This window comes from Rhizobium sp. YAF28 (genome assembly GCF_052113285.1).
GTDB lineage: Bacteria > Pseudomonadota > Alphaproteobacteria > Rhizobiales > Rhizobiaceae > Rhizobium.
Window position 1 is genome coordinate 44,024 of record NZ_JBFRCX010000006.1, and the last position, 18,355, is coordinate 62,378.

The following is an 18,355-nucleotide window of genomic DNA, read 5'->3' on the forward strand; positions in this document are numbered from 1 at the left end:
CCCTCGAAAGCGGCTTGTCAGCCTTGCCAAGGCCCTATTGTTCATCGCATTTTGGCGCCCATGCGCCCCGCCATTCTCGATCCGCTGTTTTCTCCCGTTTCGGGCCTTCCTGGCGTCGGCCCGAAGATCTCGGAGCTCTTCGTCAAGCTGCTCGGACGAGAGACGCCTGACGATTGCCGGGTCATCGACCTCCTGTTCCATGCGCCCTATTCACTGATCGACCGACGCAACCAGCCGGGGATAGCCCGTGCGCCGCAGGGCGCTATCGTGACGATCACCGCCCGTGTGGACCGACATCAGGCGCCGCCACGCGGCAAGAGCAATATTCCCTACCGCGTCTTCCTGCACGATGAGACTGGCGAGCTTTCGCTCGTTTTCTTCCGCGGACAGGCGGCGTGGCTGGAAAAACAGCTGCCGATAGACGAGGAGGTAACCGTCAGTGGCAAGGTCGATTGGTTCAACGGCCGCGCCTCCATGGTCCACCCCGACTATATCGTCAAGGCGAGCGATGCCGAGAACCTGCCGCTGGTCGAGCCGATCTATCCGCTGACGGCGGGGCTTTCGCCGAAGACGCTACGCAAGATCATCGACGCGGCCCTACCCCGCATGCCGGAACTGCCGGAATGGATCGATCTTTCGCTGGCGCAGAAGCAAGGTCTGCCATCGATCCGCGACAGCTTTCATATGCTCCACGAGCCGCGGGATCCATCCGACATCGATCCGCAAGCCCCTGCCCGCCGGAGGCTTGCCTATGACGAGTTCCTGGCCGGTCAGCTGTCGCTGACGCTGGTGCGCCAGAGGCTGCGCAAAGTGGCCGGGCAACCCGTATATTCCACTGGAGAAATCAGCGATAAAATATTGCAAAACCTTCCCTTTTCGCCAACGCGCAGCCAGACAGAAGCAGTTGCCGACGTCCTGAAGGATATGGCCGGCACGGAGCGCATGCTGCGGCTGCTGCAAGGCGATGTCGGCTCCGGCAAGACGCTGGTCGCGTTGTTGTCGATGGCTGCCGTCATCGAGAGTGGCGGACAAGCCGTGCTGATGGCGCCGACGGAAATTCTCGCCCGCCAGCATCATGCGACGATCTCGAAATTTGCGGGTGCCGCCGGTCTTGGCGTCGAAGTGCTGACGGGCCGTACCAAGGGTCGCGAGCGCGAAGATATTCTCGAGCGTATTGCATCGGGCGAAGCGCAGATCGTCATCGGCACGCACGCTCTCTTCCAGGACAGCGTCAATTACAAGAACCTGATGCTGGCCGTCGTCGACGAGCAGCATCGTTTCGGCGTGCACCAGCGCCTGCGGCTAACGGCAAAGGGCATCTCGCCGCATATGTTGGTCATGACGGCAACGCCGATCCCACGCACGCTGGTGCTGGCAGCCTTCGGCGACATGGACGTCTCGAAGCTGACGGAGAAGCCGGCTGGCCGCAAGCCGATCCAGACGATCACCGTTCCGACCGAGCGGACCGGCGAGATCGTTGGCCGCCTGAAGAGCGCGCTGATGGAAGGCAAGAAGGCCTACTGGATCTGCCCGTTGGTCGAGGAATCCGAAGAGCTGGATCTGATGTCGGCGGAGGAGCGGCACGCGACGCTGGTCTCTGCGCTCGGTCCAGGCATTGGCCTCATTCACGGGCGCATGAGCGGACCAGAGAAGGATGCCGTGATGCTCGCCTTCAAGAGCGGCGAATTGCGGCTGCTGGTGGCGACCACCGTCGTCGAAGTCGGGGTCGACGTGCCGGATGCGACGATCATGGTGATCGAACATGCCGAGCGCTTCGGGCTGGCACAGCTCCACCAGCTTCGCGGGCGTGTCGGACGAGGCGACGAGGCCTCGACCTGCATCCTGCTCTATAAGGGGCCTCTCGGTGAAACGGGCCATGCGCGGCTCTCCATCATGCGCGAAACGGAAGACGGCTTCCGGATTGCGGAAGAGGATCTGAAGCTGCGCGGCGAAGGCGAAGTTCTCGGGACACGTCAGTCAGGTACGCCGGGCTTTCGTATCGCCAGTCTCGAGGCGCATGCCGACCTCCTGGAGATCGCCCGCAAGGACGCGGCCTATCTGATCGAGCGCGATCCGGAATTGACGAGCGAACGCGGCGAGGCAGTGCGCACCCTGCTCTATCTCTTCCGTCGAGACGAAGCGATCCGGTTTCTCAGAGCCGGTTAGTCGACCTTGGATATCGCTTTCGGCTTGGGACGGACGACCGGCAAATGTTCCGGGGCGACGAGGCCGCCTGAAATCAGGAATTTGGCGGCATCCTCCGGGTTCATGTCGAGCATAACGATCTTCTCGCGCGGCACGAAGACGAGGAAGCCCGCCGTCGGCACCGGTGTCGGCGGCAGGAAGACCGCGACCATATCCTCACCCATCGCATTGAACTTCGAGCCAATCTCGCCCTTGGCATCGGTGGCGATGAAAACGAGCGCCCAAAGGCCTGGGCCAGGATATTCGATCAGGCCGACCTTCTTGAAGGAATTCGACTGTTCCTTCAGCACCGTTTCGAAGATCTGCTTCACGCTTCTGTAGATAGTGCGCACCAGCGGCATGCGTTGAACGATAGATTCGCCGAAGCGGACGATGCTCTGACCGATGAGGTTCTTGCCGAGGAAGCCAACGATCGTGATGATAATCACCGCGGTCAACAGACCGAAGCCGGGAATGGCGAAATTTATGTAGCTTTCCGGATTCCAGCGCGCCGGGATATAGGGCCGCACCCAGCTGTCAGACCAGTGGATGAAGGTCCAGGTCAGCCAGATGGTGATCGCGATCGGTGCACAGATGATAAGGCCGGCGAGAAAATTATTCCTCAGCCGCATTGCGACCGGCACTCGGGGAGCCTTCTCGGTCATCTTTTCTGATGAACTCCGTTTCAGTCTTTAGACAGTCCGGTTCACCCGGCCTTCCCCCTGTGTCCGCAGGCACAAAACTGCCAGAATTCGGCTTATCATACAATATATTTCGGCCTGTTAGGACTTACTCCACAGTCACCGATTTTGCGAGGTTGCGCGGCTGGTCGACGTCCGTGCCCATGAAGACCGCCGTGTGGTAGGCGAGCAGCTGGATCGGCAGCGAGAAGATCATAGGCGAGATGATTTCATCGACATTCGGAAGCGTGATCGTCGCCATCGTCGGCAGTTTCGAAGCAGCCGCACCGTTCTCGTCGGTGATGAAGATGATTCGGCCGCCGCGGGCTGCGACTTCCTGCATGTTGGAGACCGTCTTCTCGAAGAAACGGTCATAGGGTGCGATGACGATGACGGGCATGTTTTCGTCGATCAGCGCGATCGGTCCATGCTTCAACTCGCCGGCGGCATAACCTTCGGCGTGGATATAGGAGATTTCCTTGAGCTTCAGCGCGCCTTCCATGGCGAGCGGGAAGCTGGTGCCGCGGCCGAGATAGAGCACGTCCTTGCACTTTGACAGTTCGCGGGACAGGCCTTCCATCTGCGGCTGGATGAGATTGAGGACGCGGCTCATGATGCGCGGCATTTCCGCAAGATGGCGTACCATCGCCTTCTCGTCGTCGGCGCTGATCGTGCCGCGCGCACGGCCGGCACCGATTGCCAGCGAAGCAAGCACGGCAAGCTGGCAGGTGAAGGCCTTCGTGGAAGCGACGCCGATTTCCGGCCCGGCCATGATCGGAAAGACGGCGTCGGATTCGCGGGCGATGGTCGATTCCCGCACGTTGACGACGGCGCCGATCTTCAAACCGTTGTCCTTGCAGTAGCGGAGTGATGCCAGCGTATCGGCGGTCTCACCCGACTGCGAGATGAAGAGGGCTGCCTGCGAGGGCTGCAGCGGCATTTCGCGGTAACGGAATTCCGAGGCGACGTCGATTTCGACCGGCAGGCGCGCATAACGCTCGAACCAGTATTTGCCGATCAGGCCGGCGAGATAGGCCGTGCCGCAGGCCGAGATTGCAAGACCGGTCGCGGCCTTGAAATCGATGGCGGATGCATTCGGGCTGATCGTGTTGGCGGCGAAATCCACATAGTGGCTGAGCGCATGGGAGATGACCTCGGGCTGCTCGTAGATTTCCTTTTCCATGAAGTGGCGGTGATTGCCCTTGTCGACCACATAAGCGGTCGCCTGGGAGATCTGCCGCGGACGCTTGACCACCTTGCCGGAGAAATCGAGTACGGTCGCGCCCTCGCGGTTGATGATCGCCCAGTCGCCATCGACGAGATAGGTGATCTCGTTGGTGAATGGCGATAGCGCAATGGCATCCGAGCCCAGGAACATTTCACCCTTGCCGTAACCGATGGCCAGCGGCGGGCCGGAGCGGGCCGCCATGATCGTGCCTGGGTCATTCTTCAGCATGACCGCCAGCGCATAGGCGCCGGTGACGCGGTTCAGCATCTTCAGCACGGCTTCGCGCGGGGAAAGACCCTCGCGCAGATATTTCGCCATCAAGTGGGCGACTACTTCCGTATCGGTCTGGCTTTGAAAGGCAGCGCCCTCGTGGCTCAGCTCGTCACGCAGCTCGGAGAAGTTCTCGATGATGCCATTGTGGACGACGGCGACGCCTTCGACGAAATGCGGATGGGCGTTGGTCTCGTTCGGCACACCATGGGTTGCCCACCGCGTATGGGCGATGCCGGTCGTTCCCGGCAGCGGCTCGCTGTCGAGACGCTTTTCGAGATTGAAGAGCTTGCCCTCGGCGCGGCGGCGATCCATCACACCTTCATGGATGGTGGCGACGCCGGCGGAATCGTAGCCGCGATATTCCAGCCGCTTCAGCGCATCGACGAGACGGCCCGCAACCGGCGCATTTCCGACGATCCCCACAATTCCACACATGCAAACATCCCCTCAGACCTGTCCAGTGAGGCCACTCCTAGCGATTCTCGCTTATTTCTCAATTGGTACGGCGGTCACTTTCGGTTTCCGCCCGTTACGCAAAAAGGCTCAACCCTTGGCCTTTTTCGCCGCCTTAATGGCAAGCGCCCGCTCGCGTAGCAGCTTGGCCCGCTCGGGCTTGATTTCCTGCCGCGCACGGCCGAAAGCCAGCGCATTATCAGGCACATCTGCCGTGATGACGCTACCCGAAGCGATATAGGCGCTGTCCCCTATCGTGACGGGGGCAACCAGCGACGAGTTCGAGCCGATGAAGGCATCCTTGCCGATGACAGTCTCGAACTTGTTCACGCCGTCATAATTGCAGGTGATCGTGCCGGCACCGATATTGGTGCCGGAGCCGATGACGGCATCACCGATATAGGTCAGGTGATTGACCTTGGCGCCCTCGCCGATCTTGCCGTTCTTGACCTCGCAGAAATTGCCGACCTTGGAGCCAACAGAGAGATCGGCACCCGGCCGCAGACGCGCAAACGGACCGACCGTTGCGCCTTCGCTGACATGGGCGCCCTCGATATGCGAGAAGGCATGAATGACCGCGCCGCTATCGATGACGGCGCCGGGACCGAAGACGACGTTCGGCTCGATCAGCGCATCCTGGCCAATCACGGTGTCATAGGAGAGGAAGACCGTTTCCGGAGCGATCATCGTAACACCCGAGAGCATCAGTTCATGACGGCGGCGCTCCTGCCAGAAACGTTCGATCGCAGCGAGTTCAGCACGGTTGTTGCAGCCGGTCATCTCGACTTCAGGCGCATCGACGGCAGTGACGCGGCCACCGAGCGAGCGGGCGATCTCGACAAGATCCGTCAGATAATACTCGCCCTTGGCATTGCTGTTGCCGATGCGTGACAGAAGGTCGAGAGCCTTGCGGCCGTTGATCGCCATCAGGCCGCTATTGCACCACTTGACGGTGCGCTCGGCATCGGTCGCGTCCTTTTCCTCGCGAATGGCAATCAGTTCGCCGTCCTTGACGAGCAGACGTCCGTAGCCGGTCGGACGATCCGTGTGAAAACCAATCACGACGATGTCACTGCCTTCGGCAATCGCCTTGCGCGCCTCGAGCAGCGGAGCCGCCGTCTGGAGCGGCACATCACCGTAGGTCACAAGGATATCGTCATAGCCTTCGGCAATCGCCTCGCGGGCGGCGAGAACAGCGTGGCCAGTACCGAGACGTTGTTCCTGAATGTAGGATTTGATCGTCACGCCGCCGATATCGGCGGCCCTCGCCACTTTCTCAGCATCGCGGCCGACGACGAGGGCCACGGATGAAACGCCTGTCGCGGCCACGGCATCGACGACATGGGCGATCATCGGCCGGCCGGCGACCTCATGAAGCACCTTCGACTTTGCGGATTTCATTCGCGTGCTGTCGCCGGCGGCGAGAATGACGGCAAGGCAGGTGCGTTCCATGGGCAGACTCCGAGAATCCATTGCTAGTCGGCTGTTCTGCCGCTCATAGCAGCAAGGCGAGGCTTCAAAAAGACGAAATCGGCAGGGAAACGATGGGCTCGGAGAGCGCGGAGAAGGCCTCGTGGACGTGATCCCTGCCCTCGACGATGACATCTTCCATCGCCTTGCGTGCCGCTGCGGCATTGCCTGCGGCGATGGCATCGACGATGCGCATGTGGGTTTCGGCGATGTTGGCGAAACCGTTCTGCGAGGGCGGCGTGCTCATGCGGAACATGCCGACAAGTGCCGCCTCGATGAGCCCACCGAGCGTGCGCATGAAGGGATTGTGGGATACCTCGGAAACGGCGAGATGGAAGCGCAAGTCGGCAAGTGCCAGGCTGTCGGACGTGTGGCCGCTTGCGGCCATGTCGAGCGCCAGACCGCGCAGCAATTCGATATCGGCCGCGTTTGCACGCTCGGCCACGAGACCGGCAGCAAATGGTTCGAAAGCCAGGCGGATATCGTAGAGTTGCAGGAGGAATTCTTCGCTCACACCGTTGGCGAAATGCCAGGAGATGATTTCGGTGTCGAACATGTTCCAGAAGTTCTTTTGCGTCACACGCGTGCCGACACGCGCCTTTGCAACGACCATGCCCTTGGCGGCAAGCGTTTTCATCGTTTCACGCAGCACCGTGCGTGAGACCTTGAAGCGCTGCGCCAGCTCTCCATCTCCAGGCAAGATCGTGCCGACGGGATAGATGCCGGCAACGATTGAACGGCCGAGTTCGTCGACGACATGCGCGTGGCTTGTTCGGGTTCTTCGCCCTGCCTTACGGGTTTCAAGCTGTCTGTTGCGCAATCCGATACTCCTCCTAGCCATATCTCCTGTTCAGACTGGAAAGGAAAAGGATGGCCTTCTGCATTACCATGAATGCAAAAAGCAGCAGGCCAATCAGGATTTTCGTCCACCAGCTCGACAGCGTACCGTCGAAGGTGATGTAAGTCTGAATGAGCCCCTGGATCAGCAGACCGATGAAGGTCCCTGCCACGAATCCCGCTCCTCCTGTCAGCAGCGTCCCTCCGATGACGACTGCCGCGATGGCATCCAGTTCGACGCCCACCGCCGCAAGAGAATATCCGGCAGAGGTGTATAGGGAAAAAACGATTCCGGATAGGCCCGCCAGGAAACCCGACAATGCGTAGATCTGGATCGTCGTGCGCGCCACCGGAACGCCCATCAATTGCGCCGTCTGCACGCCGCCGCCCAGCGCATAGACGTTGGTCCCGAAACGGGTGCGGTGGGCGATGAAGATGCCGGTTGCGAAGACGACCAGCATGATGCCGCCGATCAGCGTCAGGCGTCCACCGCCCGGCAGACGGTAGTAGAGGCTGGTCAGCGTCGAATAATATTCGTGATCGATCGGAATGCTGTCGATCGACAGGACATAGGCCATGCCGCGAGCAAGGAACATCCCGGCAAGGGTCACGATGAAGGGTGGCATCTGCAGGAAGTGGATGATCATGCCCATGACCGCACCGAAGGCCGTGGTAATGATGAGAACGATTGCGAAGGCCGCCAGCGGATGAATGCTGGTGTTCTGCAGGACCACGGCCAGAAAGACGCCAGTGAAGGCGATAACGGACCCGATCGACAGATCGATACCACCGGAGATGATGACGAAGGTCATTCCGACGGCGGCAATGCCGAGAAATGCGTTATCCGTCAGCAGGTTGCCGATGACGCGTGTCGACAGCATGTTCGGATATTGCAGCGTGCAGACCGCATAGGCGAGCACGAAGATGACGATCGTTGCAAGGAGCGGCAAATATTTGGAATTCATTTGTGCCCTCCTGCGTCCGTTCGGCGAGTGAAGAAGCTGGCGAGCGATTGCATGGCCGGCGACTGGATGACCAGGATGACAATGATGATGACCGCCTTGATGATGAGGTTGAACTCCGGCGGAAAGCCGGAAAGCAGGATACCGGTGTTGACCGCCTGGATGATCATCGCGCCGATCAGCGAGCCGATGATGCTGAAGCGGCCACCGAGCAGCGAATTGCCGCCGACGACCACGGCAAGGATGGCATCGAGCTCCAGCCAGAGGCCGGCATTGTTGGCGTCCGCCCCCTTGATGTCGGCGGCGACGATGATGCCGGCGATGGACGCGCAGAGGCCGCTCAGCATATAGACCGCCATCAGCAGCACCGGCGTCTGTACGCCTGAAAGCGTGCTCGCGCGCCTGTTGATGCCGACTGCCTCGATCAGCATGCCGAGCGCCGTGCGGCGAACCAGCAGGATGACCAGCAGGGCGGCGATCAGCCAGATGACGACGGGCATGGGCAGGAAGGCGAAGGAGCCGCTGCCGAGAAAGATCAGCCCGTCATCGTTGAAGGTCATGATGACACCTTCGGTGATGAGCTGGGCTATCCCGCGGCCGGCGACCATCAAAACAAGGGTCGCAATGATCGGCTGGATGTTGAGGACGGCAACGAGAAAGCCGTTCCAGAAGCCGCAGAGCAGACCGATGATAACGGTAAGGGCCAGCGTATAGGCAAGCGAATTACCTTCGACGATCGACGAAGCCGCGACGGCGCCGCAGATCGCAATCACGGCGCCGACCGAAAGGTCGATGCCCTTGGTGGCGATGACGAGGGTCATGCCAATCGCCAGCAGCGCCACGGGCGCGCCGCGATTGAGCACATCGATGATGCTTCCATAAAGCCGGCCGTTTTGAATAATCACATCAAGAAACTGCGGGAAGAAGCTGAAATTCAAGAGAAGAACAACTAAAAGCGCAATCAATTGCGGCGCAAGACGAGAGCCCAGCACCTTCAGCGAGGCAGTCATGCATCCTCCGTTCGTTTGTCGGCGGCAGCAATGGCGTCGACGATGCCGGCGGCGGTAATGCGCTCACCGGTCAATTCAGCGATATGTTCGCGATCGCGCAGCACGATGACGCGCGAACTGTAGGCGACCAGTTCTTCCAGTTCCGAGGAAATGACGATCAGCGACATGCCCTTGGCGCACAATTGCTCGATCAGCTTGATGATCTCGGCATGGGCGCCGACATCGATGCCACGGGTCGGTTCGTCCAGGATCAGGAAATCCGGATTTGTGGCGAGCCAGCGGGCAAGGATCGCCTTCTGCTGATTGCCGCCCGACAGCAGCCGGATGGGTTTTTCGCGATCGGTCGTGCGGATATCGAGCGCCTTGATGTATTCGTCGGCAATCGCATTCTGTTCTGCGCGCGAAAGCGGCCGTGCCCAGCCTCGGCGGGCCTGCAGGGCAAGGACGATGTTCTCGCGGATGGACAGGTCGCCGATGATGCCATCGGTCTTGCGGTCCTCCGGGCAAAAGCCGAAACCCTTGCCGATCGCAGCACGCGGGCTTGACAGCGTCACCGGCGATCCATCGATCCTGGCGACGCCGCTGTCGGCGCTTTCGATACCGAACATGAGTTCGGCGGTCTCTGTGCGCCCGGAGCCCAGAAGTCCGGCAATACCGACGACTTCGCCGACACGGACCTCGAGATCGAAGGGCTTCACCTTGCCGCGTTTCCCAAAGCCCTCGAAAGTATATTTGACCTCGCCGGCGGCAATGGTGCGTTCTTTGGCGGCATGTTCCGTCTGGGCGAGTTCGCGCCCGAGCATCATGGCGATCAGGTTCTGCCGTGGCAGTTCGGCCGCCTCGTGCGTACCGACGAGCCTGCCATTTCGCAGCACGGTGATGCGGTCGCCGATTGCATAAACCTGTTCAAGAAAATGTGTAATAAATACAATACCTAATCCGCGCTTCTTCAAGTCATTTATGACGCCAAAAAGCATTTCGACTTCATGCGTATCGAGACTTGCCGTTGGCTCATCCAGAATGAGCACCTTGCCGGAGAGATCGACAGCCCGGGCGATCGCCACGATCTGCTGGACGGCGACCGAGAATCGGTCGAGCTGCGCGGTTACATCGATATCGAGGCCATAGCCTGCTAGAAGTTCGCGGGCATTCCGATTCATGGTGCGGGCATCGATCATGCCGAAGCGCTTCGGCTGGCGGCCGAGGAAAAGGTTTTCCGCAACGCTGAGATTCGAAAGGAGGTTGACCTCCTGGTAGACGGTGCCGATGCCGAGCTTCTGGGCGGCCAGCGTATCGGCCGGATCGATCTCGTGACCTTCCAGCGTCAGGCTTCCGCCGTCGCGGCGATAGGCCCCTGTAATGCACTTGATGAGCGTCGATTTGCCGGCGCCATTTTCGCCGAGAAGCGCATGTACCTCGCCCCGGCGTAACGTGAAATCCACCTTGTCCAGGGCAACGGCGCCGGGGAAGAATTTCGATATGCCTGAAGCTGCGAGAATATTCTCGAAATTGTGAACCATGAGGGTTGCTGTTTCCTGATATTGCGCCTTACGCCTGTACCAAAAACGGGCATGACGCCCTACTGGTACCGGCAGTTCCGCACCGGTCCATGATGGACCGGTGCGGTTCCAGCTGCAATCAGTAACCCTGACCCTTCTTCTCTTCGTAGACCTTCATCGGGTCGTCGGCAGGCGTGTAGAGCTTGGACTCGGTCTGGATCCACTTCGGCGGAGCCTTCTTGTCCTTCAGATAGGCATCAAGCGCATCGAAGGCCGGACCTGCCATGTTCGGCGTCAGCTCAACCGTGGCATTGGACTCACCCTCGGACATGGCCTTGAAGATATCCGGCACGGCGTCGATGGAGACGACGAGGATATCCTTGCCGGGCTTCAGGCCAGCTTCTTTGATCGCCTGGATGGCGCCGACGGCCATATCGTCGTTATGGGCGTAGAGAGCGCAGATATCCTTGCCGCCATTTTCCGCCTTGAGGAAGCTTTCCATGACTTCCTTGCCCTTGGTGCGGGTGAAGTCACCGGTCTGGCTGCGAACGATCTTCAGGTTGTCGTGACCGGCAAGGGCCTCTTCGAAGCCCTTCTTGCGAGCGATGGCCGGCGACGAACCGGTCGTGCCCTGCAGCTCGACGACATTGCACTTCTTGTCGCCGACGGTCTTGACCAGGAAGTCGCCTGCAACCTTGCCTTCATGGACCAGGTCGGAAGTAACAGCTGTCAGATAGAGATCGTCGGGAGCCTTGATGGTACGGTCGAGAAGGATAACCGGAATCTTGGCTTCCTTGGCTTCCTTCAGAACGTCGTCCCAGCCGGTTTCAACGACAGGAGCAACGAGAATGGCATCGACGCCCTGTGCAATGAAGGAACGAAGAGCCTTGATCTGATTTTCCTGTTTCTGCTGTGCATCGGCAAACTTGAGATCGATGCCGCGCTTTTTTGCCTGTTCCTTCGTCACGGTCGTTTCAGCCGCGCGCCAGCCCGATTCCGAGCCGATCTGCGAGAAGCCGACGGTCAAGCCGGCAGCCGAAGCCGAACCGAACATGCAGGCAGCCAAAATCGTGGCACTCAAAAGTGCAGTCTTCAATTTCATGATGTCCTCCCAATGCCGCGTCTCGCGGCGCAGGATCAAAAAATCATATAGTAATACTTTTGTAAATGAGCATTTTAGTATGCACCGCAGCAAAAAAGGCGCCCTTTTCAGGGCGCCTTTTCGCAACTGCGAGTTACAAACTCTGCTTATTGCGCCGGCAGCTTGTCGTCCACGCCTTCGATGTAGAAGTTCATGCCGAGCAGCGTGCCGTCATCGGCCTTCTCGCCGGCCTTCAGCCAGGGCGTGCCGTCCTGCTTGTTGATCGGACCGGTGAAGGGATGCAGTTCGCCGGACTTGATCTTGGCCTCGGTTTCCTCAGCCATCTTCTTTACGTCGTCAGGCATATTCGTGTAGGGCGCCATCTTGAGGATACCGTCCTTCAGGCCGTCCCAGCTCTGCTCGGACTTCCAGGTGCCATCCAGAAGCGCGTGAACACGCTTGGAGTAGTAGTTGCCCCAGGTATCGACGATTGCCGTCAGCTGCGCTTTCGGGCCAGCTGCGATCATGTCCGATGCCTGACCGAAAGCGTGGATGCCACGTTCTTCGGCAACCTGCATCGGTGCGGTCGTGTCGGTATGCTGCGTCAGCACGTCGACACCCTGGTCGATCATGGCCTTGGCGGCGTCGGCTTCCTTGCCTGGGTCGAACCAGGTGTTGACCCAGATGACCTTCAGCTTGAAGCTCGGGTCGATCGACCTGGCGCCCTGCTCGAAGGAGTTGATGCCCATTACGACTTCCGGGATCGGGAAGGAGGCGATGTAGGCAGCGCCGTGGTTCTTCGAGGTTTTGGCAGCGATCTGGCCGAGGATGTAGCGACCTTCATAGAAACGCGAGTTGTAGGTCGCGAGATTCGGGCCGGACTTGTAACCGGTGCCGTGCTCGAACTTGACCTTCGGGAACTTGGCAGCGACCTTCACCGTCGCGTCCATGAAGCCGAAAGACGTGGTGAAAATCAGCTGGCAGCCAGAGCGGGCAAGGCGCTCGATGGCGCGCTCGGCATCCGGGCCTTCCGGAACGTTTTCGAGATAAGGCGTCTCGATCTTGTCGCCGAATTCGGCCTGGACCTGCTGGCGGCCGACATCGTGCGCCTGCGAATAACCGCCGTCATTGTGTGCCCCTACATAGACGAAGCAGACCTTCGTCTTATCCGCTGCCGCGGCAGCAGAGGAAATGCCAATCACGGCTGCTGCCGATGCGGCAAGTGTGAGTGCGAACTTCTTCATGATGACCCCTGTTGGTTTGAAGTTATTCCGGAAACCCGTCCGTGTTCTTGTTTTATCGCTCCGGTACGAAGGCTTTTCCAAGCGACGCGGGCGTGTTGATCAACGTCGTGCGTCGATTATGAGAAATGATGATGAGAACTACAATAGTCGCGGCGTAGGGCAGCATCGAGAGGAACTGCGCGGGAATGCCGAGGCCAAAGGCCTGCGCATGAAGCTGCAGGATCGTGACCGCGCCGAACAGATAGCCACCGGCAAAAACCCTCCACGGACGCCAGGAGGCAAAGACGACAAGCGCCAGCGTGATCCAGCCGCGGCCGGCCGACATGTTCTCCACCCATTGCGGCGTATAGACGAGCGAAAGCTGCGCACCGGCGAGACCCGCGCAGGCACCGCCGAACATGACGGCCAGATAGCGCGTGCGGATGACGTGAATGCCAAGCGCATGGGCCGAGCCGTGACTGTCACCTATTGCCCGGACCTTCAGGCCGGTCCGGCTCTTGAACAAGAACCAGCTGACGCCGAGGAGCAATGCGATTGACAGATAGAAGATCAGGTCCTGCTTGAAGAGCACCGGGCCGATAACCGGAATACCGGACAGGAGCGGAATGTCGATCTCCTCCAGCCGGATACCCGGTACGCTGACATAGGGCTCGCCGAGCTGGCCGGAGACGCCAAGGCCGAGAAGGGTCAGCGCCAGGCCGGTTGCCACCTGGTTTGCCACCAATGTCAGCGTCAGGAAGGCAAAGAGCAACGAAAACAGCCCGCCCGCGACGATGCCGCAGATGATGCCGACATAGGGAGAGCCCGAGATCTGCGCACCGGCGAAGGCGGCGACAGCGCCCATAATCATCATGCCCTCGACACCGAGATTGAGGACACCGGAGCGCTCCGTCACGAGTTCGCCGAGTGCGGCGATGACGAGCGGCGTGGAGGCGGTAATGACCGTCAGAAGAATGGCTTCGAAGATGCTCATGCCACGCCACCCCTGACCCGCGACCAGACGATGCGGATTTTGTAATAGATCAGCGTGTCACAGGAGAGCACGAAGAAGAGGATCAGCCCCTGAAAGACACGCGTGACCTTGTCCGAAACACCGATCGAAAGCTGCGCCGCCTCACCACCCAGATAGGTCAATGCCAGCACCAGACCCGAAGCGATGATGCCGAGCGGATTGAGGCGGCCGAGGAAAGCGACGATGATGGCGGTGAAGCCATAGCCCGGCGAAATCGCCGGCTGCAGGTGGCCGATGGAACCCGAAACCTCGCAGATGCCGGCAAGGCCTGCCAGCGCGCCGGAAAAGAGGAAGCTGAACCAGATCATCTTCTTCGAAGAGAAGCCTGCAAAGCGCCCTGCCCGTTCCGACTGGCCGAGCACGACGATCTCGAAGCCCTTCAGCGTGAAGCGCATCATGAACCAGACGAGCACCGCCGCAATAATGGCGAAGATGAAGGCCCAATGGGCGCGTCCCGATTCCTCCCAGATCGTCGGCACAATCGCCTCCGGCGCGAAATCGCGCGAGACCGGGAAATTAAAGCCTTTGGGATCACGCCATGCGCCCCGGATCAGCCAGTCGAGAAACAGCTGGGCGATATAGACCAGCATCAGCGAGGTCAGGATCTCGTTGGTATTGAAATGCGCCTTCAGGAGTGCCGGAATGGCAGCAAACAGCGCGCCGCCGAGCGCGCCCAGGATCAGCATCAGCGGCAGGACGAGCGGCGAATGCCAGTCGTAGAAGACGATCGGAATATATGAGCCGGTGATCGCGCCGATGGTGAACTGGCCTTCGGCGCCGATGTTCCAGTTGTTGGAGCGATAACAGACCGCGAGACCGACGGCGATCAGGATCAGCGGTGCGGCCTTGACTGCCAATTCATGCAGCGACCACACTTCCAGAAGCGGCTCGAGGAAGAAGGCGTCGAGCGCTTCGACCGGATCCTTGCCGAGCATGGCGAACATGATAGCGCCGAATATCAGCGTCAGGACGAGAGCGAGAAGCGGTGAAACGAAGGCATAGAGTTTCGAGACCTGCGGGCGCTTTTCAAGCTCAATGCGCATGAGCAGCCTCCGCAACATGCTTGCTTTCATGCAGCCCGCCCATCAGCAGGCCGATCTTCTCGCGCGTGAGTTCACCTGCCGCATAAGGTTTCGAAAGACGTCCCTCGGAAATGACAGCGATATCAGTCGCGACTTCGAAGATCTCGTCGATATCCTGGCTAATGACGACGACGGCCGAACCCGCCTTTGCCAGGTCCACCAATGCCTGACGGATGCGGCTTGCGGCACCAGCGTCCACGCCCCAGGTCGGCTGATTGACGACCAGAACGGAGGGCTGACGATCAAGCTCGCGGCCGACAATGAATTTCTGCAGGTTGCCGCCGGAGAGCGAGCCTGCGGCTGGGTCATCTCCGCTCTTGCGCACGTCCATGGCTTCCGAAATGCGACGTGCGGCAGATTTTACTGCGCCGTAGCGGATGATGCCGAGGATGCCGAGGAAGGCTTTGCGGTCGGACTGGCTGCGGGCCAGCACCAGATTATCGGAGAGTTTCATGGTGGAAACGGCCGCATGGCCATGCCGCTCTTCCGGCACGAAGCCGGCACCGAGCAGGCGGCGCGCGGTAATGCCCTGCGCTCCGACCGGCTTCTTGCGGATCACGATCGCTTCGGCCGAGGTGACAGGATATTCGCCTGACAGCGCATCGAAGAGTTCGCTCTGTCCATTGCCCGCAACGCCGGCGATCGCGAGGATCTCGCCCGACCGTACCGTCATGGAGACACCGCGCAGCGGCATGGCAAAGGGCGTGCGTGCAGCGACGGAAAGGTTCGAGACCGCAAGCTGCACATCACCCTTGTCACTGCGCTCGGGATGCGTGACGGAAGCTACCTCGCTGCCGACCATCATGCGGGCGAGAGAGGCTGGCGTCTCCTGCTTCGGATCGCAGGCGCCGGTTACGCGGCCATGACGCAGCACGGTGGCGCGATCACAGATGCGCTGCACTTCTTCCAGTCGGTGGCTGATATAGAGAACGGAGCGACCCTCGGCGCGCAGCTTGAAGAGGGTTTCGAAGAGCTTGTCGGCCTCCTGCGGCGTCAGCACCGATGTCGGCTCGTCGAGAATAATAAGCTTCGGGTTCTGCAATAGAGCGCGAACGATCTCGATCCGCTGGCGCTCACCGACCGAGAGATCGGCGACATGGGCGTGCGGATCGAGCGGCAGGCCATAGGCCTGCGACAGCGCCCTCGCCTCTTCGGCGATCCTGCCGATCGGAATGCTGTCATCAAGCGAAAGCGCGATGTTTTCCGCAACGGTCAGCGCCTCAAACAGCGAGAAATGCTGGAAGACCATGCCAATGCCGAGCTTCCGGGCCTCGCCCGGCGAGGTGATCGTGACCGACCTGCCCTCCCAGAGGATATGCCCGTCCGTCGGCTCCAGAACGCCGAACAGCATCTTGACCAATGTCGATTTGCCTGCGCCATTTTCGCCGAGGAGCGCATGAATTTCGCCCGGCGCTATATCGAGATCGATTTCATTGCAGGCGGCAAAGCTACCGAAGAATTTCGTCAGCTTCTGGACCGATAATAACGTACCGGAAGCCGGCACATTCAATGGCGACACGTTCCCCTCATTTCTTCTGCCGACCGGTCCGTTCGGATCTCATGGAATCAGCAGCGTCGTTCCGGTTGTTCTTCTTGTTTCCAGATCTGCGTGGGCCCGCCCAACCTCACGCAGCGGATAGGTTTGGTTGATATTGATACGCACTTTGTTGCTGCGCACAACATCAAATAGATGGTTTGCACAATCGGTTAGCTCCTGACGTGAGGCGATATAGGTGAAGAGCGTCGGCCGCGTGGCATAGAGCGAGCCCCTCTGGGCGAGATGCGCCATGGTAAAATTCTCGATCGCGCCCGAGGATTGGCCAAACGACGCGAAGAGCCCGCGCGGCTTCAGGCAATCAAGTGATTGCGGGAAAGTATCGCGGCCGATCGAGTCATAGACCACGTCCACACCCTTGCCACCGGTGATCTCCCGCACGCGCTCTGCGAAGTTCTCGGTCTTGTAGTTGATGACATGATCATAGCCATGTTCGAGCGCCAACTGGACCTTGTCGGCGGAACCTGCCGTGCCGATGACGGTTGCACCGAGCGCCTTCGCCCACTGGCCGGCGATGAGGCCGACGCCGCCGGCTGCGGCATGAAACAGCAGCACGGTCTCGGGGCCGACCTTGAAGGTTCGGTTCAACAGATATTCCGCCGTCATGCCCTTCAGCATCATGGCAGCGGCCGTTTCCAGGCTGATGCCGTCAGGCACCTTTACCAGATGTTTCGTCTCGATATTGCGTTCCGCGCTATAGGCGCCATCGGCACTGGCATAAGCGACGCGGTCGCCCACGGCGAAATCGGCTGCGCCGGGGCCGACGGATGTGACGACGCCGGCGCCTTCCTTGCCGGTCACGAAGGGCAGATGCGGCGCCTTGTAGGTGCCGTCGCGGAAATAGACGTCGATGAAATTCAGTCCGACCGCTTGCTGGCGGATCTGCACCTGCCCCTCAGAAGGCGGCGGCAGATCGATATCGACATATTCGAAAACCTCGGGACCACCGTTTCTGGAGAAAGAAACCGCTTTCGTCTTTGTCATCTCAGTCTACCTCATTTACGTCCAAGCGCCGGGAAGAATTGGAGCACGGCACCGATAACGTAAAGATAGATCCCGCTCACGATGAAGAGAACGACCGCCCATTGCGGCATGTCGAAATACTTCAGCAGCGAATAGGCACCGAGTGCCGACCACAGCAGAAAGACGCCGAGGTTCAAAGGGCGCAGACGCTGGACCCGTACGGGGTGCAGGAAGTTGATCGGCAGGAAAGTCAGGATCACGGAGACAGTGACGACGATAAAGGCGGTCATTTCGCTCGCATGCATGACGAAGAGCGTGAAGACCACCATATTCCAGACGACGGGGAAGCCGGAAAAGAAATACTCCTCCGTCTTCATGCCCATATCGGCATAATAGATGGCACTGGAAACGACGATCATGCCGGCGGCCGCAAAGGACCAGGGCTCGCCGATCATGCCGCTCTGATAGAGCGCAAAAGCCGGCAGCAGCACATAGGTCACGTAATCGATGATATTGTCGAGCGTATCGCCGGACCAGTTGGGCAGGACTTCCTTGACGCGCACCTTGCGGGCGATCGGCCCGTCGATGCCATCCACCAGGAGTGCCAGGCCCAGCCACCAGAACATATCGACGAAACGATGCTCGGCGGCGGCCACCACACCGAGAAAGGCGAGGAAGGAACCGGACGCCGTCAGTATATGGACGGAAAATGCGCGCATTTCCGCGTAAGGAACGCGCTTGTAATTGAAGATTTTCATGTTCCCCCGTGACCACCTGTCGCGCCCCGCGCCGCGGCGGGCGTCATTTTTCGCCTAATATGCA

15 protein-coding genes are annotated in these 18,355 nt (G+C 60.0%); 1 reads left to right on the plus strand and 14 read right to left on the minus strand.

All coding sequences use genetic code 11. The annotated features are described in order from the left end of the window. The first annotated feature begins 60 nt into the window (after window positions 1-60). Window positions 61-2,166: an ATP-dependent DNA helicase RecG gene (recG, locus tag AB4Z13_RS14770; protein ID WP_439014931.1), complete on the plus strand. Its 2,106-nt coding sequence runs from the start codon at window positions 61-63 to the stop codon at window positions 2,164-2,166. On the opposite strand, the gene AB4Z13_RS14775 is transcribed toward recG, so the two are convergent. The 14 genes from AB4Z13_RS14775 to pcsA all read right to left on the minus strand — a co-directional run bounded on the left by AB4Z13_RS14775 (window position 2,163) and on the right by pcsA (window position 18,291). Beyond that, a complete protein-coding gene (locus tag AB4Z13_RS14775; protein WP_113319907.1) occupies window positions 2,163-2,849 on the minus strand; it encodes a DUF502 domain-containing protein in 687 nt (228 codons plus the stop codon). The genes recG and AB4Z13_RS14775 overlap by 4 nt on opposite strands. A 124-nt stretch (window positions 2,850-2,973) precedes the next feature. Beyond that, window positions 2,974-4,800, minus strand: coding sequence for a glutamine--fructose-6-phosphate transaminase (isomerizing) (gene glmS, locus AB4Z13_RS14780; protein WP_439014930.1), 1,827 nt, complete (start codon window positions 4,798-4,800; stop codon window positions 2,974-2,976). Window positions 4,801-4,908: 108 nt separating this feature from the next. Beyond that, window positions 4,909-6,270 carry a bifunctional UDP-N-acetylglucosamine diphosphorylase/glucosamine-1-phosphate N-acetyltransferase GlmU gene (glmU, locus tag AB4Z13_RS14785; protein ID WP_439014929.1) on the minus strand — a complete coding sequence of 454 codons (1,362 nt, stop codon included), beginning with the start codon at window positions 6,268-6,270 and terminating at the stop codon, window positions 4,909-4,911. A gap of 64 nt (window positions 6,271-6,334) precedes the next feature. Beyond that, window positions 6,335-7,108: a FadR/GntR family transcriptional regulator gene (locus AB4Z13_RS14790; protein WP_442206253.1), complete on the minus strand. Its 774-nt coding sequence runs from the start codon at window positions 7,106-7,108 to the stop codon at window positions 6,335-6,337. A gap of 13 nt (window positions 7,109-7,121) precedes the next feature. Then, window positions 7,122-8,090 (minus strand): galactofuranose ABC transporter, permease protein YjfF, encoded by a 969-nt coding sequence (yjfF, locus tag AB4Z13_RS14795; protein WP_037106090.1) that lies wholly within the window; start codon window positions 8,088-8,090, stop codon window positions 7,122-7,124. After that, window positions 8,087-9,097, minus strand: a complete 1,011-nt coding sequence (locus tag AB4Z13_RS14800) for an ABC transporter permease (RefSeq protein ID WP_439014927.1) — start codon at window positions 9,095-9,097, stop codon at window positions 8,087-8,089. The genes yjfF and AB4Z13_RS14800 overlap by 4 nt, the downstream gene beginning before the upstream one ends. Further along, complete coding sequence (gene ytfR / locus AB4Z13_RS14805; RefSeq protein ID WP_439014926.1) at window positions 9,094-10,617, minus strand: galactofuranose ABC transporter, ATP-binding protein YtfR; 1,524 nt, start codon at window positions 10,615-10,617, stop codon at window positions 9,094-9,096. Before ytfR ends, AB4Z13_RS14800 begins: the two co-directional genes overlap by 4 nt. A 118-nt stretch (window positions 10,618-10,735) precedes the next feature. Next, window positions 10,736-11,698: a galactofuranose ABC transporter, galactofuranose-binding protein YtfQ gene (gene ytfQ / locus AB4Z13_RS14810; RefSeq protein WP_310389604.1), complete on the minus strand. Its 963-nt coding sequence runs from the start codon at window positions 11,696-11,698 to the stop codon at window positions 10,736-10,738. A gap of 146 nt (window positions 11,699-11,844) precedes the next feature. Continuing rightward, window positions 11,845-12,921 (minus strand): BMP family ABC transporter substrate-binding protein, encoded by a 1,077-nt coding sequence (locus tag AB4Z13_RS14815; protein WP_439014925.1) that lies wholly within the window; start codon window positions 12,919-12,921, stop codon window positions 11,845-11,847. Window positions 12,922-12,973: 52 nt separating this feature from the next. After that, on the minus strand, window positions 12,974-13,894 hold the full coding sequence (locus AB4Z13_RS14820; RefSeq protein WP_439014924.1) for an ABC transporter permease: 921 nt from the start codon (window positions 13,892-13,894) through the stop codon (window positions 12,974-12,976). Next, window positions 13,891-14,976: an ABC transporter permease gene (locus AB4Z13_RS14825; RefSeq protein ID WP_439014923.1), complete on the minus strand. Its 1,086-nt coding sequence runs from the start codon at window positions 14,974-14,976 to the stop codon at window positions 13,891-13,893. The genes AB4Z13_RS14820 and AB4Z13_RS14825 overlap by 4 nt, the downstream gene beginning before the upstream one ends. Next, window positions 14,966-16,534 carry an ABC transporter ATP-binding protein gene (locus AB4Z13_RS14830; protein WP_439014922.1) on the minus strand — a complete coding sequence of 523 codons (1,569 nt, stop codon included), beginning with the start codon at window positions 16,532-16,534 and terminating at the stop codon, window positions 14,966-14,968. The genes AB4Z13_RS14825 and AB4Z13_RS14830 overlap by 11 nt, the downstream gene beginning before the upstream one ends. 39 nt (window positions 16,535-16,573) lie before the next feature. Further along, on the minus strand, window positions 16,574-17,554 hold the full coding sequence (locus tag AB4Z13_RS14835; RefSeq protein ID WP_439014921.1) for a quinone oxidoreductase family protein: 981 nt from the start codon (window positions 17,552-17,554) through the stop codon (window positions 16,574-16,576). Window positions 17,555-17,565: 11 nt separating this feature from the next. Then, window positions 17,566-18,291, minus strand: a complete 726-nt coding sequence (pcsA, locus tag AB4Z13_RS14840) for a phosphatidylcholine synthase (protein ID WP_113319895.1) — start codon at window positions 18,289-18,291, stop codon at window positions 17,566-17,568. Between the last annotated feature and the right edge of the window lie 64 nt (window positions 18,292-18,355).

Excerpts from the sequence above, each read along its gene's own strand:
- ytfQ (WP_310389604.1), bottom strand. The coding sequence starts at position 11,698 with ATGAAATTGAAGACTGCACTTTTGAGTGCCACGATTTTGGCTGCCTGC.
- glmS (WP_439014930.1), bottom strand. The coding sequence starts at position 4,800 with ATGTGTGGAATTGTGGGGATCGTCGGAAATGCGCCGGTTGCGGGCCGT.
- AB4Z13_RS14820 (WP_439014924.1), bottom strand. The coding sequence starts at position 13,894 with ATGAGCATCTTCGAAGCCATTCTTCTGACGGTCATTACCGCCTCCACG.
- AB4Z13_RS14815 (WP_439014925.1), bottom strand. The coding sequence starts at position 12,921 with ATGAAGAAGTTCGCACTCACACTTGCCGCATCGGCAGCAGCCGTGATT.
- AB4Z13_RS14800 (WP_439014927.1), bottom strand. The coding sequence starts at position 9,097 with ATGACTGCCTCGCTGAAGGTGCTGGGCTCTCGTCTTGCGCCGCAATTG.
- pcsA (WP_113319895.1), bottom strand. The coding sequence starts at position 18,291 with ATGAAAATCTTCAATTACAAGCGCGTTCCTTACGCGGAAATGCGCGCA.
- yjfF (WP_037106090.1), bottom strand. The coding sequence starts at position 8,090 with ATGAATTCCAAATATTTGCCGCTCCTTGCAACGATCGTCATCTTCGTG.
- AB4Z13_RS14835 (WP_439014921.1), bottom strand. The coding sequence starts at position 17,554 with ATGACAAAGACGAAAGCGGTTTCTTTCTCCAGAAACGGTGGTCCCGAG.
- AB4Z13_RS14775 (WP_113319907.1), bottom strand. The coding sequence starts at position 2,849 with ATGACCGAGAAGGCTCCCCGAGTGCCGGTCGCAATGCGGCTGAGGAAT.
- ytfR (WP_439014926.1), bottom strand. The coding sequence starts at position 10,617 with ATGGTTCACAATTTCGAGAATATTCTCGCAGCTTCAGGCATATCGAAA.
- AB4Z13_RS14825 (WP_439014923.1), bottom strand. The coding sequence starts at position 14,976 with ATGCGCATTGAGCTTGAAAAGCGCCCGCAGGTCTCGAAACTCTATGCC.
- glmU (WP_439014929.1), bottom strand. The coding sequence starts at position 6,270 with ATGGAACGCACCTGCCTTGCCGTCATTCTCGCCGCCGGCGACAGCACG.
- recG (WP_439014931.1), top strand. The coding sequence starts at position 61 with ATGCGCCCCGCCATTCTCGATCCGCTGTTTTCTCCCGTTTCGGGCCTT.